Here is a 14491-nt window from a genome sequence, read left to right on the forward strand (position 1 = left end):
GGCGCACCATCAAGATGCTGAACGTCATCGACGAATTCACCCGCGAAGCCCTGGCGATCCACGTCGACCGCGCCATCAACGCTGATGGCGTCGTCGACATCCTCGATCAATTGGCTCTGACCTACGGGGCTCCGCACTACGTGCGGTTCGACAACGGCCCGGAGTTCGTCGCCCATGCGGTCAACGACTGGTGCCGGTTCAACGGCACCGGCTCACTGTTCATTGATCCCGGATCACCTTGGCAGAACGCCTGGATCGAGTCATTCAACGGCCGCCTGCGAGATGAGCTGCTCAACTCCTGGCGCTTCGACTCGCTGTTGGAAGCCCGGGTGATCATCGAGGATTGGAGGATCGACTACAACGCCAACAGACCGCATTCGGCCCACCACGGACTCAGCCCTGCCGAGTTCGCCTTACAGTGGACCTCGACCCACCAACCCCAAGCCGCATAGCGACTGGACCACCAAACGGGTCCCCCTCACCGGAGGCAGCGTCAACGCTTCTGCTGCCACAGTTGATCGGGTACCAGCGCGCCGCGCAAGCGATGCTGTTCGGTGAGCCCTTCAGCGCCGCGGAAGCTCAGGCTGCCGGTTTCGTCAACGAAGTAGTCCCGACGGCAACCGATTTGGAGTCCTTGGTAGCGCATCGACTGTCCGTGCTGAGCACCAAGCCCCGCGCCGCGTTGTTGGCGATAAAGCGCCTCTTGAGGGACGACACCGCTACGTCGGTGAATACCCGACTCGCCCTGGACAGCAAGATTCTGACCGAACTGATGTCCGGCGCCGGCCAGAACGACGCCTATCGCAACATAGTCGAGGCGTTCGCGCGCTGACCGCCAACGCGGAACAAGGCTTGGCGACAACGGCTTCAGCCAACAGGTCGCGGCAAGTCCGCCAGGGTGGTGGCCGTCCTCCTCAAGCCGGTGGCATTCCGGGCGCCTGACCGGCGCGGCCAACAACAGGCGACCGCGCCGGCCAAGGGCTGATGTAACGGATCAGCGGTGGGCGAGAATCTCCCGCAGCGCGACCGATGTCTGATGCAGTAGTTTCGGGACGTAGTCCACGACGCAGACGGTCACTTCACTGTCGAGCAGAGCCCCCGAGACGATGGCCACGCGTGCCTGCAGCAGCATGGAATAGAGCCTCAGGCTCGCCCACAGCGTATAGAAATCCACGTCGACCTGCGCTGAGTTCGGACCGCCCGCCTGGTGGTAGGCCGCGATAAAGCGGTCCCACGGCAACATCTTTCGCATCCAGCCCCGGACGTATCCGAGATCTTCAGCGGGATGGCCCAGGTGCGCCAGCTCCCAGTCCAGTACGCCGACGAGGTCGCCGTTGTGCACCAGGAAGTTGTGAAAGCCCAGATCTCCGTGGACCAGCACGCGCGGGCCCGCGATGTCAGCGATGTGGCGACGCGTCCAATCCAGCGCCGCGGTGATGGTGGTGTTCGGTTCACCGAGTTTCGTGATGATCGCTTCGAAACCGTCGAGCTCGCTGTCCAACTGGTCAGGTGCGAAGCTGCGCTCGACAATGCCCGGCAAGCGCTCGAAAGGCTTGTCACCGATCGCGTGCTGGCGGCCGAGTTGTTCGGCGAACTGCAACGCCAGCGTTTCGGATGCGGGCGGATCGAACACGTCGCCTTCGATGTGGCCTTCGATGCGGCCGACCAGAAGGAACGGTGCGCCGAGCGGCCCATCAGAGGGCTCGAGTAGGTATGGCTCCGGCACGCGCAGGCCGGCCGCGTGTGTGTGCCGCAGCACTTCGAACTCCGGCTTTACTGACGTGCCCACAACCGATCCATCCCAGTCCTGGCGCAGCACAAGGTGTTCGGGGAGTGATGCGGCGCCCCGCTGCCTGAGCAGCACGGTCTGCTTGGAACGTCCTCCGGTGAGCGGCTGTGACTCCACGATGGTTGTCGCATCGCCTCCGAGCGGGTGCGCGCGCAGGTAGGTTTCGAGGGCTGCAGGGTCGAAGCGGCGTTGTCCGCCGTCCACGGGTGTGGCCACCCCGCTGCGTACTTCGGTCACCGCGGCTTCTTCGGCGTCGAACACAGCACCATCGGCCTCGACAGCGTCACGGGTCAGCGAGTCGAGACCAGCAAGCCGCTGCAGAGACTGTTGAGCCCCGTCGTTTGGTGCCGTCAGCCGCGACGCCAGTCTTGCAACGATGGTCACGCAGTCACGCGCGCGACTCAGCTCGGAGCCTTCGAGTGCGGGAATGATGGCGTGTTCCAACGTGTCGGCGACGTTGATCAAGTACGCACGCGCGCAGTGGCGGTCGACTGCGGTGACGTGACCGGGGCCGCTCATGCGTCCACTCCGAACGGGCTCAACAGCTGGCCGGTGGACCACTCGCGCCGTGAGAGTCCTTTCTCCATCGTCGCGCGTACCAGCGCACTGACCGGGTCACTGCCTCCGCGCGGATTGGTGGTGATCTCGAAGTCGCAGAAGCCGGGGCTCCCCCCGTACTCGAACTCGCATAGCTCATCGACACAGGCCACACCGTTGTGTGTGGTCAGCCCACCGCCGATGGGCGGCCCGATGTCGATTCGGATGGTTTCGCCGCCAGGCAGTTCGAACGCGACGACACCGCCGCGGTGGGTCATCGCGTCCGTCTCCATGAACACCAGGATGTCCACCGTGTCCGCGTGGGTGACTACACCATCGCGGGCGACGATGCCGAAGCTGCGCAGTGAACCGTCTACGCCGTGCCACGAAGCCGCGTTGAAGGTCAGTTCCGGCCCGCAGGTGCCGGCGATCCACCGGTGGCTCAATAGGGTGGCCCAGTCGCGCTTTCCCCAACTGTGGTCGCGGTAGCACAGCCCGTCGATTTCGTACCGCTTCTCGCCGAGCCGAATCGACCCGCGAACCCGGCCGGCCGCTTCGAGGTGTCCCGGCGCAAAGTCGTCGGTGACGGTGCCGCCCGCTCGGAACAGGTCGAATCGTGGCGTGTAGTCGGTGACGACCAACTCCATCTCGCAGTCGGTCTCCTCAATGGTCCACCGCGCCTTTCCTTCCGCGAAGTCGGCCTCATACTGATCGCCGACCCGGAAGGCCGTGCCGGTGCGATCGGCTTCAGTGAAAGGCAGGTTCAGGTGCTGGCAAAAACTCTCACCGTCACGCGTGTGGATGCCGACCCAACTGGTGGAGATACCGTGGCCCGGCTCGTGACCGATGCGGTGGATGCCGCCGATGCCGGCAGCGCGATCCCACCAGAGCAGGAACACACTCTCCTGCCATAGCGGGTCCGCCCCAATGGGGTGGGGCATCTCATCGTCCGCCGAGAACGGCTCAACCGATGTGGTCACAAAAACTCCTCTTCCGTGTTCTCATATCGTGAAATACCGCGCCGGATAGCCTGATTGCTCCTGCTGCTACCGCGGCCCTTCTGGGTTCAGCTGTAGCAGGCTCCTCCGCCGGGCGGGCTGCAGGAGGCCGGGCCGCGCTCCATCCAACTCAAGTCCGTCCAACCCGCCGACAGCCAAGTCTTGCTGGGCTCCATGACGAAGCGCAGCGGGCCTCGTTCGCAGTAAGCTCTGCCGTCGACTGTCACGGCGCAGCTGGTCCCCTCGTGGATGATCTTGGCGTGCGCGGGAAGCGGCGTCACGGCCCGGGTCGCCGGAAACCGGGCCGCCATCGACCAGTCGTAGTGGACAGCACGGTCCCCGTTGACCCAACCGATGTGCCGCACGCCGTCCGGAGCGCCGGGAATGTCGCCGGAGCAGCCGAAGTTTCCCCGACCCCAGATACCGCAATTCTGTCCGCCCGGGGTGGTAAACCACACCCCGCCGGGAAGGACATACGGCTCAGCATCGACGATGTCGTAATACCGGATATCGGGGAACGGATCGATGACTGCCTCCGGGTGGGGAGGTTCAGCCCGGGCCGCAACAGGATTGCCCAGTACCGCAGCAATGATGGCCGCTGGTGCGAAGTAGAGAAGGTTCACGACCTGGTTCCAATCTGAATCATTCTGGGGCTAGGTAATACGGCGGGTGATGCCATAGCAGGTGGCGTTACCGATGTCGAGGGTGTTCTGGCAGATGACCTTGTCCTGGTGGATGATTCGCACAGATACCCATCGCCTCGGAGCGGCAACGGGCCGCCAATCGGCTCGCACCTGGCTGCCGTCTGGCGGTGGGCCGGAAACGGACTGCACCGGAGTGTCCATCCGCCATGGGAGCGCGACGGATTCCACGGCCATCCGCCCGGCACTGGTCTGGTACTCGACGTTTGCGACGCGGACCGTATCTGAGAACACCTCGTAGGTAACGACATCGTCGGCCCAGGCTATCGGCGGATAGAGCACTACCGGAAGGCAACTCGTTGCCAGACTCACCGCCGCCGCGCGCGATACACGCGTCTTCAATGTCGTCATATCAGCGCTCACTTCTGGATCAGCAGTGCGACGGCGAGGACGCGGCCGGACTGCGGTTCGTAGAGTTGAGTTGCACCGAATTCGGTGTAGGAGCAGTCCGGGATCGTTTGATAGCCCTGCAGCAACAGACCCCTGATGGCATCGGCTTCATCTCGGCCGGCGCCCTGAAGCGAATGGACGTTGGTCGCTTCGATGCCGAGTTCGCTGATGATCGGCATCGGATGCGGGTCGTCGGCGGGAACGTTCGCCCCGCTGTGGTCGAGGTAGGCAGCCGTAGAGCGATTGATGATCTCGGCCGCACGCTCAAGCTCCGGACTGTAATTCAGCGGACCGCATGCCGAAGCCCCTCGGACCTCGGCCACGGCCTGGCCGACCGCCGGCGATGGATCAGCCCCGGCAGGCACCGCCCGCAGAGCGCATGCGGCAAAAACCAGTGCGAAAGCCGCAACGGTACGTGCCCTCGGCAAGAGTTTCTCCTTCTCGGCTCGGTGATCAGACGCAGGCCCGGGAGCGCTTGATCTTGCTCCCCCAGAACTGCATCTGGTGATAGGACGGGCCGCTGAACCAAGTCGGCTGACGAGCCTTGATTCCGTTGCTGACGTTGGACATCTGCTGCCACAGGCCATGGAAGCTATCGCCCTGGTACAGCGGGAAGTACATGTCGCCGGCACGGTCGGCACTTCGGGTGAGGGCCCCGATGCGCGGGGCCAAGAAGGCGACGGACTGGTCGAGGTTGGCCGCGACGATATCGGCATGCTGCGGAATCTCATCGGAATTCCAGTCACCGTTAGCCCGAATGACGGCATTGTTGAGCCCGGCGATATGCCGTTGGATCACTTTGTACTGAGCGTTGTACCATCCGCACATCTCCCGCTCTGCGTTGATATCGGCGTCCGTGACGAACTGTCGCGTTCTGTCGAAGGGAGGGGGAAATTTCGGCTGCCAGCCGGCGGGTGCCGGCGTCACCGCCGGCAGTGGCTGGGGCTGATCGAAGTGGGTTGCGGGATCGTACGGTTCATACGGATCGGCGCCGGCCTGCCCACCGCCCATGACCGCGCCACACAATGCGGTCAAGACGAGGCCCGCGACCGCCCGGCCACCGCACCTGGGGGCTCTCATTTGTCGCCGCCATTTCTGCCCAGCGCGGCATCAATCCCGCCCACGTCGGTGATCAGCCAATTGTTCCGGCTGTCGATCGTGATGCTGTACGTTGCGGTGGACTGCAGGCCATCGGGTGCTTGCAACGTCTTAGTGAGAACACTGACGAATGCGTCGACGATATATACGCCATTCGAATCCGATTTGACAATCGAAGACAGTGGCCGCGCTGTCGATTTCCATTGCATGGGCGCCAATAGCTGTTCCATGGACTCGGCAGCTTTAGTCAGCTTCTCCTTCAATTCGGGCGACGTTCCATCGACGAGCTTGACGGTCCACCCGTTGAAATCTTGGTAGTCCATCTCCGCGGCGTTCACCGCGTAGTCAGTGGCGATCTGTTGTGCTCGTTCCCTGGCGGCCGCCTCCTGTGCCTGCTCATCGAGTTCGTGCCGGGCGCCCAGGTACAGCCACCCGAACACGCCTGCGGTGACGGCCAAGAGGGCGATCACGGCCGCGTTGACAACGCTACGCAGCGACAGCGTGACCTGGCGTGAGACCTTCTCCGGTGCACCCGAGAGGCGTTCTTCGGTCTCGGTCTCGGTCTCGGTCTCGGAGGACTCCGTGTCGTCGAGCTGGTCTTCTGAATCCTTGTCGGACATCGGTTTCTCGCTTTCGGCAGTCTGCGGTGACCGCCTCAACCTAACGGTCAGGGATGGTGACATGAAGTTTTATCGCCCCTTCCTCTGGTATCCCGGACAGCACATTCGACAGAATCTGGCCGGTATCGAAATTCATGAGTGCGCCGCTGATGCCCTGGAATTGTGGTATCAGCGTCCGGGTTATCACCTGAAGGTCCGGCGCCCTGGTATCCAGGAACACCTGTATTCGGTCCAGGAAGTTACCGAACAGGACCATATTTTCGGGATTGTTCCACACAACGGTGTTCATCGTCCCCACCCACAAATCCGATATGGTAGGGCTGAAGTCCCACAGATGCGGGGTCAGCTGACTCAGATGGGGCCCGACCCAGTCGGCATTTTGCAGCAGCGTTTGGAAGTTACCCAGCACTTCCTTTCCGGTGCCATCCATGCCCACCACCATGTTCCGGTTCAGCAGGCTCGCTCGCGATAAGTTCGGCAGCACCTGCGTCGGTTCGGGCAGTGCCGCGTCGCTCTCGTCAAGAATCCGCTTGAGTTGATCCGGATCCATCTGATTGAGCATCCGCACCACGGTTGTGGCCAGTTGTGATATCGACGGCGGAACAATTATCGATTCCGTCGAGATCCGCTGGCCGTCGGTCAGCATCGGTCCCTGCGCCGTCCGCGGTAGGAATCCGACGTAGGCCTCGCCGAGTGCGGACAGATTGTCGAGTCGTACGTCACTGTCGATCGGGATCTGGTGATCAGCTTCGACGTAGAAGTCGATGGTGGCGTTGGTCGTCGATGACGACACCCCGGTGACCTTTCCGACGGACGCACCGCGCAGCAGCACGCTCGACCCGACGACAAGGCCTTTGACGTCAGGGACTTCCATCGACAGATTGGTGCGGTTGTCGGGTGCGCGGGTGTGCAGGTCGAAAGATGCGATGTACGCGCTACCGATCGCGATGAGAAGCGCAAAGAGCGTGACGGACGCGATGTTCTTTGCGATTCTCATGGCGCCGCTCCCAGTATCCGAAGCACGTCCTGGACGTTGTCGATCATTTCGCGGCCGTCCGGTCCGGTTATCGAAGTGATGTTGATGGCCGGACGCTTGTCGACGGGATAGAAGTAGTCCGCGAACAACTCGCGCCACCGCGGTGCTTCGGCTTCGAAATCCCATTTGCTTTGCTGCAGCGCACCGGTGACGTCCGCGAGAGAATTCAGCAGCGGCTCAAGCCAGAAGCCGCCGGAGTAGATACTCCCAACCGAGGGCAGCACGGATCCGATATAGCTTGACATCTGCGTATTTCGGTCCCAGCCGATCATCCCTGTCGGTGACCACCAATACTCATACGTCTCACGGTTGCGGACCATCACCTCGGCGGTACCCGACACACCGTGCAGCCATTTGTCGACCGTGTCGATGTTGTTGGCCAGATCGCCGAGGTCGACCGAAACCCGGCTCACCAGGCTGCGCAGTTCACCGTGCTGCGAAGGTGTCACGTTGTTGACGGCGATGATCGTGTTCTGGGCTCGTTGAATGGCACCACTGCCGACGAAATTCGCCAGATTGGCGAGCGTGTCCTCCAGTTGCGGAGGTGACGTCGTTTGTGCCAACGGAACTCGGCCGCCGGCGGTCAATCCGGGAGCCGCGTCACCCGTCGTAGGACGCTCGAGTGCGACGTACGTGTCGCCGAGCACGGTGGATTGCTGCAGCGTCGCCAGGATATTGGATGGCACTGTGACGCCCGGATCGATCTGCGAGACGACGTCGACATGGTCGTTCCGCAGATCAACACGGGTGATCATCCCGACGGTCGTGCCGTCTTGTACCACCTTCGCCCGGTCAGGCAGGCTGAGCACGTTGGCGAATTCCAGGATGATGCTGTAGCCGTCATTGCCACGGCCCCCGGGTTGTGGCAATGAATTGACCGTGATCGACGCGCACGACGACACCGCCACCGCAACAGCTCCGACAATGGCCGGAAACCACATCCGCGGGCTCATCGCTTGCTCGCTTCCTGGAGAACGTACTGGAGCAACGCGACATCGACGGCGTAGGGTTGGCCGTTCACGTCTGCGCAACTGCCGGGCATCGACGCGTTCATGGAACCGCACAGCGCGAGCCCGTCGTGGGTGGGAACCCGGAAAAGCGGTGGCCGATAGGCGATATTGAAGGTCCCCCACTCTTTGGCATTGACATGGTTCGCCAAGGTGTTGATCCACCATGGCACCGGGTTGAAAAGGTCGGCAAGGGCCTGTGAGTGGGGGGTGACCTTTCGGACCGCGGTGCTCACCGCGTCCAGCGCGATCTGGGTCGGCTCGCCGAGCCTTGTTTCCATGACAGCGACCGTTTCGACTAGGGGACCGAGGCTTCCGAGTCCAATTCCCCTGCCCCCAGCGAGGCGTGCGCCGCCGTCCACCGCCACGACCAAGTCGCCGCTGGTGATGAGGGAATCCTGCAGGATCTCCTTCAGCGGATCCCGCATCTCTGTCAACGCCGTGGTGAGCGTAGCGGTGTTTCGGATGATCGAGCCGATGTCACTGATCGCCTGGTCGGGGCTGTCGAGCAGGGCGGAGGACGTCGTCAACAGCCGGCCGGCTCCCGCGCCGTTGCCTTGGGCCAGGCGATCCATCCCGCGGATGGTGTCGGCGATGTTCTCCGAACCGGCCGAGTTGATTTCGTTGAGGAATGTGTTGGCCGAGCCGATCACTTCAGAAAGGGTCTTTGGTGAGATGGTCCGTTCGAGCGGGACGCAGTACCCGGGCTCCAGGCGTTGCCCCCCGGCATAGTTGCCGACCATCTCCATCGAGCGGTCGGCCAGGATGGATGGCGATCTGATGATCGCCTTGACATCGCTCGGCAATGTCCGCTGCTCGGTGATCGAGAACTCGACACGAACGCGGGTCGGTTCCGGCTGAATGGCGGTGATCGCTCCGATGGGATACCCCAACTGCGTAACCGGATTGCCCACGTAGAGTCCGACCGTGTCGGGTAGGTGTGCGCAGAAGGCGGAGTCCCGTTGCTTCTCGGGTGCGCACCCTACCGCCGAACCGGCGATGGCCGCGGTCAGCGTTGCCGCGACACCGGTGCGGAACGCTCGGCGAAGGGTTGTCGTAGCCATCAGCACGGACTTCCCGGCATCGGGATGCACACGTCGGTGGCGAGCAATTCCGGGCGCGCGTTCTGTGCGTCGAGGACACGCTCGATCTTGTCCCGTACCCGCCGCAGCCTCGGGACGATTCGGCTGTTGTGCTCAACCCACCTGGTGATCCGATCCTCCCATTCGCGGATCTTCTGGATGAAGTCCTCACGGTGGTTGACCCAGAACTTGCCATACGGGACCAGGATCGCATCGGCGACCTCGCCTAGGCCCTTCAGCGCTTGGCTGAATCCCTTCCCGTAGAGGACAAGCGTCTGTTCGACGATCGCGATCTTGGAGACAAGTTCATGTAGCTTTCCTCGATAGTTCTTCAACTCGGCGATGTACTCATCGGAGAGGCTGAGAATCTGCGAGATCTGGCCGCGCTGCCGGTCTATCGTGGCGGTCAACGAGTTCCCGGCATCGATCATCGCTGTCACAGCATCGAGATTCGTTCCCTGCAGTCCCGCCTGCAGCTGGTCCAGCGACTCACGTACCGGCCGGGCGTTCATATGCTCGGACACCTTCGTCGTATCGGCGAGGGCACGCATCAGGCTGTACGGCATGGTGACATGGGAAACCGGAATAGCGTTATTTCCCAACGGCGTATCACCGAGTGATACCAAATTCACGTAGTAGCCGCCGACGACGGTGAGCATGCGAACCTCAACCTGTGACTGGTCTCCGACGAACGCGTCTGCGTCCACGGTTACGCGGACCTTCACCTGATCCGCCTCAAGCGCCAGACCGTCGACCCTCCCGACAGAGATTCCGGCCATTCGCACATCGTCGCCCCGCCGGACAGCCGCGGCATCGTCGGTGTAGAAGACTACCGTCTGCTGCCCCGGCGGACGGACGTAGACCGCGGCGGCCGTCACCGCCAGCGCTGCCACGAGGGCCAGTGCGATGACACCCCAAAGTGCCGGGGTTCTAGTGAATTTCAACGATTGCACACGATCACCCGCTGCCCGTTCAGGAGGATGTCCATGGACTCCGGCAACTGCGCCTGGCCCTTCGCGCACGGAAGCGGCGAGTCCGGCTCGGCCGGCGGCTGGACACTGTCCCACACGACCGGCACCCGCTTGATTTCGTCGCTGAAGTCGTAGAACGCGGTGATGGCACGGTCGAGACCTTCGTCAAGATCTGCCTTTCCCGGCGTGAAACCCGCATTCGCGAGGAGCCGTACGACATGACCGGTGTAGAGGGGGCCGTAAAGATCAGACTTCCGGAACTCGTCCAGTACCGTAAGCGCCGCATCGAATGGCCGATTCAGCCAGTCGATCACCTGCACAAGCTCTTTTGCATGGCCGCCGAACGTGTCAGAGATCGAGCTGAGGTTCTGCATCAACGTCGCCACCACCTGCTGCCGGTTTGAGGTGAACTCGGTGAGCTTTCGGATGCTGTCCAGTACCGGCCCGATTCCGTCGCCGTCGCCCTGCAGGTAGTTGGCGGCGTTCTCTGTGAAGCGGTCGATATCCTCGGGGCTCAGTGTCGCAAGCACCGGTTGCAGCCCGTTGAACAGCGATGTTATGTCGAAGGATGGCTGTGTCATGCTCACGGGGATGTGTGTGAGCGAAACTCGCTCGGCTCCCTGCTTTGCAGATCGCTCGTCAGCGTTGGTCACATCAATGTACCGCAAGCCGGTGAGCGCCTGGTACTTGATGGCCAGCCGGGTCGCCGCCACCACTGAGTAATGCTTGTCGAGGCTGAGGTCGACCACCGCGATGTCTTGGCCTGCTTTGTGCTCCAGTTGCAACCCTTTGACCTTGCCGACCCGAACCCCTCGAATGCGCACATCCGCATCCGGGCGCAGGCCGGACACGTCGGTGAACTCCGCGGTATACGAGCGTGTTTCGTCGGCAAGTGGTTGGCGCAGCACGTTCACGATCAGGATGAACACCAGAAAGGCAAGTGCGCTGGCCACCACGAATCGCCATAAGGCGGCGCGGGGTTTGATCACGGCGCTCCTCCAAACGCGTTAACGGGGGCCTGCACGCCAGGGATTTGATCGAGCACGATCTCTACCTGCATCGCGCGTTGTTCGGGCGAACCGGCATAAAGATTCTCGAAGCGGCTGCGCAGCTCTACCAACGTGTCGTTGATACCGACGGGTGTCAGCAGCGCGGGCACCGTATCGGTGAGCGACTGCGTCAGCTTGATCGCGGGAAGCAAATCGGTGGCGTGCGAAGATTCCAGCTTTCCGACCGCGCCGAACAGGGAGTTCGCCACGACCTCCAGCGTCGGTATGACTCGCTGGCTCCAGTACTCCTCCGAGACCGGTTCCCCGATGACGGCGGCCAGTTCTTGTCCGGGCAGGGTTTGTTCACTGGACACTTTGAACGTGGTGGCGCTCGAACCCTGGTTGAAACCGTGGCCGGCAGCGGTGGCGGCGTCGGTGAAGGCCGGGAAGACCACGCTGATTCCCGTTGTATTCCGCAGCAATCGTTCGGTGGACACCGTCTGGACCTTGTCCACCGAATCCGCCGCGATCAGAATCGCCTCGATCAATGGGTTGAGCCCGTCGGTGTACCGGGTCGCCTTGTTGATGACGTCGACTAGTTGAGGGGTGATCACGTTCCCGGTGATCGATCCCATGCGGGTCAGCAACGCCTGCAATGTGAAGTTCCCTTGTGGCACAGTGCTGATGTGCGCATCGTCGCGTAAAGGCGCACCTGACCCGTCCGGAATCAGGTTGATCCCCGTGACACCGAAGTAGTTCGCGGGGCGAAAATCGACACCCATCCTGTCGGTCAAACCCGCGGCGGGGGCGGCCTGCAGATTGGCGTTGACCCGAACGGTGCCGTTTCGCATACTTCGGACGTCCGTGACTTTCCCGACCGTGACACCGTGCAGCATCAGCGGGGTGTTCGTGGCCACGCCTTGGCCGACGAACGGCATATCCATGACGACAGAGATGTGGTCACTCTTGCGGGCGAACGGATTTGTCACCACCAGGGTGCACACGATGGCGAAGCATGAAATAACCGCCAGGCCGATGCTGGTCAGCCTGCGGGCCTCTTCTTCTGCGGAGGTGAGGAATAGCATTGTCTGCACTACCCCTTGAACACGAATTCTGGTCGCAGGCCCCACATCATGATCGTCGTCGTGAGATCGAGAACCATGATCGTCACCAGGCTTGCACGAATGGCCCGGCCGGACGCCTGACCTACTCCCACGGGGCCCCCGGACGCGAAAAAGCCGTAGTAGCAGTGGATGATCGTTACCGCTGTGCAGTAGATCGTCGCTTTCAGCACCGAGAAGGCGATGTCCTGTGGGGTGAGAAACTCGACGAAATAGTGGTTATAGGTGCCAACCGGCTGGTTGTACAGGTTCTGGACGATGAGATTCACCGTGAAGAAGCTCAGGGCGAGTGTCATCACAAAGCCGGGAATGATGCACATCAATCCGCCGATCACGCGGGTACCGACTACGTATGGGATTGCTCGCAGGCCCATCGCTTCAGTGGCATCGATCTCTTCGGCTATCCGCATGGATCCGATCTCAGCGGTCATCCGGCAGCCCGCTTGAGCGGCGAAGGCCACACCGGCAACCAGCGGCGCCATTTCGCGGACATTGCCCCAGCCGCCGATGATTCCGGTCAAGGCGCCGAGACCGATCAGATCGAGGGTGGCGAAGGCCTCGATGGCTACGATTCCTCCGACAGTGACTCCGAGAATCAGCAACACGCTGATCACTCCGCCGTCAACGATGATCGAGCCCCGGCCCCACGCCAAGTTGTTCATCACCCGTGCTGTTTCGCGCCGGTACTTGCGTAGCGTGGTCGGCAGCAACCAAATCGTCTGCGCAACAAAGGTCGCCCATTGACCCGCCTGCCGGAAGGGTTCCTGCGCCTGCCGTTTCAACAACAGCATGGGTCCGAACCTGGTGGACGGCGCGGCGGCACCACGTTGAGCTAGTTGCGTCACTATGCAACCGCCATCGGGAAGAACATCGACTGCACCTGGGTGATCCCGAGATTGACGACCACGATGAGAAGTACGTTAAGCACCACCGACGCGTTGACAGCGTCTGCGACGCCTCGCGGCCCGCCCTTGGCCTCCATACCACGCTGTGACGAGATCACCGCGACGATCGCAGCGAAACAGAAGCCTTTGCCCATGGTGAACCAGAGGTCGACCATCTTCGCGAACGCCCCGAAAGATAGCCAGAAGCTGCCGGGAGTTACGCCATTGACCATGGTCGCAATTAGGAACGCGGCGCCCACCCCCATGGCCAGCACCAGGACGACCAGGATCGGAGTGATCATAAGGAGCGCCAGGAAACGGGGGACGACCAGCCGTCGGACCGGATCGACCCCCAGAGCCCGGAGGGCATCGAGTTCCTCACGAATGGCTCGCGCACCGAAGTCGGAGGTGATGGCGGAGGCGGCTGCGCCACCCATCAACAGTCCGGCGGTCACCGGCGCTCCTTGCCGTAGAACGGCAACACCGGTCGCCGACCCGACGAGTGAGTTGGCGCCGACTTCGTTGACCAGACCGGATATCTGCACAGCCACCATCGCGCCGAACGGTATTGCCATCAAAACAGCCGGCAGCGCCGTCACCTTGAGCAAGGTCCACGCCTGGACGATCACCTCACCGAACGAAAGCTTCAGTGAAATCGTGTCCGTCACCGCGTACCTCACCATCGAAGCCGCCAAGAGGACACCGCGCCCTGTGGTGTCGGCGCTCCGATAGGGAATTTCGGCGATACGCGACAGCATCTTGACGGCACGGACTCGGGTCATCGTCAGGGCGTCAGGGGCGCCCTGGCGCCTGACCTGGTCGCCAGAAGAGTCCTGACCGATCGGGCTTGGCGGCGCTTCTGAGCTATCGACCTCGGGCCTTGTCCGCAGCGTTGTCATGCCGGGTCCTTCTACATTTCGTTGTGAGGCCAGTCACCGGACGGGCGTGTTCAGTGCGTCACAGTATCAAACGCTGTCCGGTTATTGGAGCTTTCTGTCAGAGATTTTTCGGCGGGGCATCGCGCCGGGGTTTTCGCGACGGGCTCGCACCGGCCCGGGCTGCGCAGTCTGCCGCCAAGACACCGGGCTGAAAGCGGGTGATACCGCCCGACCCGGCGCCCGGGCCGACGAATGCCGTGCCGAGCGCGTATTACGCCTCAACCTGGGACGATGAAGTCCGCGGGATGCATTCACCGGGGGCCGGATAGTTGCGCCCTCGCGCCTCAGGGAAACCGGCTTCGCCTTGGCTTGCGCGAACCAGGCGCGCGG

General features: G+C 62.5%; 17 protein-coding genes. 2 read left to right on the plus strand and 15 right to left on the minus strand.

Going from position 1 to position 14491, the window contains the following annotated elements; genetic code table 11:
- A partial coding sequence (locus tag AWC24_RS03295; protein ID WP_133055690.1) for an integrase core domain-containing protein occupies positions 1 to 452 on the plus strand: 452 nt, incomplete at its 5' end.
- Positions 453 to 514: 62 nt separating this feature from the next.
- Entirely contained in the window at positions 515 to 832 is a 318-nt protein-coding gene (locus AWC24_RS03300; RefSeq protein WP_163705532.1) for an enoyl-CoA hydratase-related protein, read from the plus strand.
- 162 nt (positions 833 to 994) lie between these two features.
- On the opposite strand, the gene AWC24_RS03305 is transcribed toward AWC24_RS03300, so the two are convergent.
- From AWC24_RS03305 to AWC24_RS03375, 15 genes are all read right to left on the minus strand, one after another.
- Entirely contained in the window at positions 995 to 2308 is a 1314-nt protein-coding gene (locus AWC24_RS03305) for a phosphotransferase family protein (protein WP_085082066.1), read from the minus strand.
- On the minus strand, positions 2305 to 3306 hold the full coding sequence (locus tag AWC24_RS03310; RefSeq protein ID WP_207568299.1) for a DUF7064 domain-containing protein: 1002 nt from the start codon (positions 3304 to 3306) through the stop codon (positions 2305 to 2307). Before AWC24_RS03310 ends, AWC24_RS03305 begins: the two co-directional genes overlap by 4 nt.
- 86 nt (positions 3307 to 3392) lie before the next feature.
- On the minus strand, positions 3393 to 3947 hold the full coding sequence (locus AWC24_RS03315) for a hypothetical protein (protein ID WP_085082067.1): 555 nt from the start codon (positions 3945 to 3947) through the stop codon (positions 3393 to 3395).
- 30 nt (positions 3948 to 3977) lie between these two features.
- Positions 3978 to 4376 (minus strand): hypothetical protein, encoded by a 399-nt coding sequence (locus AWC24_RS03320; RefSeq protein ID WP_085082121.1) that lies wholly within the window; start codon positions 4374 to 4376, stop codon positions 3978 to 3980.
- 8 nt (positions 4377 to 4384) lie between these two features.
- The gene (locus AWC24_RS03325) at positions 4385 to 4843 is read right to left on the minus strand and encodes a hypothetical protein (protein ID WP_234807240.1); all 459 of its coding nucleotides are present in this window, start codon (positions 4841 to 4843) and stop codon (positions 4385 to 4387) included.
- Between the two features lie 25 nt (positions 4844 to 4868).
- A complete protein-coding gene (locus AWC24_RS03330; RefSeq protein WP_085082068.1) occupies positions 4869 to 5426 on the minus strand; it encodes a hypothetical protein in 558 nt (185 codons plus the stop codon).
- A 65-nt stretch (positions 5427 to 5491) separates the two neighbouring features.
- A complete protein-coding gene (locus AWC24_RS03335; RefSeq protein ID WP_085082069.1) occupies positions 5492 to 6133 on the minus strand; it encodes a hypothetical protein in 642 nt (213 codons plus the stop codon).
- A gap of 40 nt (positions 6134 to 6173) precedes the next feature.
- Positions 6174 to 7130, minus strand: a complete 957-nt coding sequence (locus tag AWC24_RS03340) for an MlaD family protein (RefSeq protein WP_085082070.1) — start codon at positions 7128 to 7130, stop codon at positions 6174 to 6176.
- Positions 7127 to 8122 carry an MlaD family protein gene (locus tag AWC24_RS03345; RefSeq protein WP_174813674.1) on the minus strand — a complete coding sequence of 332 codons (996 nt, stop codon included), beginning with the start codon at positions 8120 to 8122 and terminating at the stop codon, positions 7127 to 7129. The genes AWC24_RS03340 and AWC24_RS03345 overlap by 4 nt, the downstream gene beginning before the upstream one ends.
- Entirely contained in the window at positions 8119 to 9240 is a 1122-nt protein-coding gene (locus tag AWC24_RS03350; RefSeq protein WP_085082127.1) for an MlaD family protein, read from the minus strand. The genes AWC24_RS03345 and AWC24_RS03350 overlap by 4 nt, the downstream gene beginning before the upstream one ends.
- Positions 9240 to 10202, minus strand: coding sequence for an MlaD family protein (locus tag AWC24_RS03355; RefSeq protein ID WP_085082071.1), 963 nt, complete (start codon positions 10200 to 10202; stop codon positions 9240 to 9242). Before AWC24_RS03355 ends, AWC24_RS03350 begins: the two co-directional genes overlap by 1 nt.
- Positions 10199 to 11218, minus strand: coding sequence for an MlaD family protein (locus AWC24_RS03360; protein ID WP_085082072.1), 1020 nt, complete (start codon positions 11216 to 11218; stop codon positions 10199 to 10201). The genes AWC24_RS03355 and AWC24_RS03360 overlap by 4 nt, the downstream gene beginning before the upstream one ends.
- Positions 11215 to 12303, minus strand: coding sequence for an MlaD family protein (locus AWC24_RS03365; RefSeq protein ID WP_085082073.1), 1089 nt, complete (start codon positions 12301 to 12303; stop codon positions 11215 to 11217). Before AWC24_RS03365 ends, AWC24_RS03360 begins: the two co-directional genes overlap by 4 nt.
- Positions 12304 to 12311: 8 nt before the next feature.
- Positions 12312 to 13130, minus strand: a complete 819-nt coding sequence (locus tag AWC24_RS03370) for an ABC transporter permease (protein WP_085082074.1) — start codon at positions 13128 to 13130, stop codon at positions 12312 to 12314.
- Between the two features lie 53 nt (positions 13131 to 13183).
- On the minus strand, positions 13184 to 14122 hold the full coding sequence (locus tag AWC24_RS03375; protein ID WP_085082075.1) for an MlaE family ABC transporter permease: 939 nt from the start codon (positions 14120 to 14122) through the stop codon (positions 13184 to 13186).
- Between the last annotated feature and the right edge of the window lie 369 nt (positions 14123 to 14491).

Source organism: Mycolicibacter senuensis (assembly GCF_002101885.1).
Classification (GTDB): Bacteria; Actinomycetota; Actinomycetes; order Mycobacteriales; family Mycobacteriaceae; genus Mycobacterium; species Mycobacterium senuense.

Bases quoted from the DNA above. Each gene is read 5' to 3' on its own strand.
- AWC24_RS03345 (WP_174813674.1), bottom strand. From the start codon at position 8,122: ATGAGCCCGCGGATGTGGTTTCCGGCCATTGTCGGAGCTGTTGCGGTG.
- AWC24_RS03320 (WP_085082121.1), bottom strand. From the start codon at position 4,376: ATGACGACATTGAAGACGCGTGTATCGCGCGCGGCGGCGGTGAGTCTG.
- AWC24_RS03305 (WP_085082066.1), bottom strand. From the start codon at position 2,308: ATGAGCGGCCCCGGTCACGTCACCGCAGTCGACCGCCACTGCGCGCGT.
- AWC24_RS03370 (WP_085082074.1), bottom strand. From the start codon at position 13,130: ATGCTGTTGTTGAAACGGCAGGCGCAGGAACCCTTCCGGCAGGCGGGT.
- AWC24_RS03365 (WP_085082073.1), bottom strand. From the start codon at position 12,303: ATGCTATTCCTCACCTCCGCAGAAGAAGAGGCCCGCAGGCTGACCAGC.
- AWC24_RS03335 (WP_085082069.1), bottom strand. From the start codon at position 6,133: ATGTCCGACAAGGATTCAGAAGACCAGCTCGACGACACGGAGTCCTCC.
- AWC24_RS03375 (WP_085082075.1), bottom strand. From the start codon at position 14,122: ATGACAACGCTGCGGACAAGGCCCGAGGTCGATAGCTCAGAAGCGCCG.
- AWC24_RS03340 (WP_085082070.1), bottom strand. From the start codon at position 7,130: ATGAGAATCGCAAAGAACATCGCGTCCGTCACGCTCTTTGCGCTTCTC.
- AWC24_RS03350 (WP_085082127.1), bottom strand. From the start codon at position 9,240: ATGGCTACGACAACCCTTCGCCGAGCGTTCCGCACCGGTGTCGCGGCA.
- AWC24_RS03330 (WP_085082068.1), bottom strand. From the start codon at position 5,426: ATGGGCGGTGGGCAGGCCGGCGCCGATCCGTATGAACCGTACGATCCC.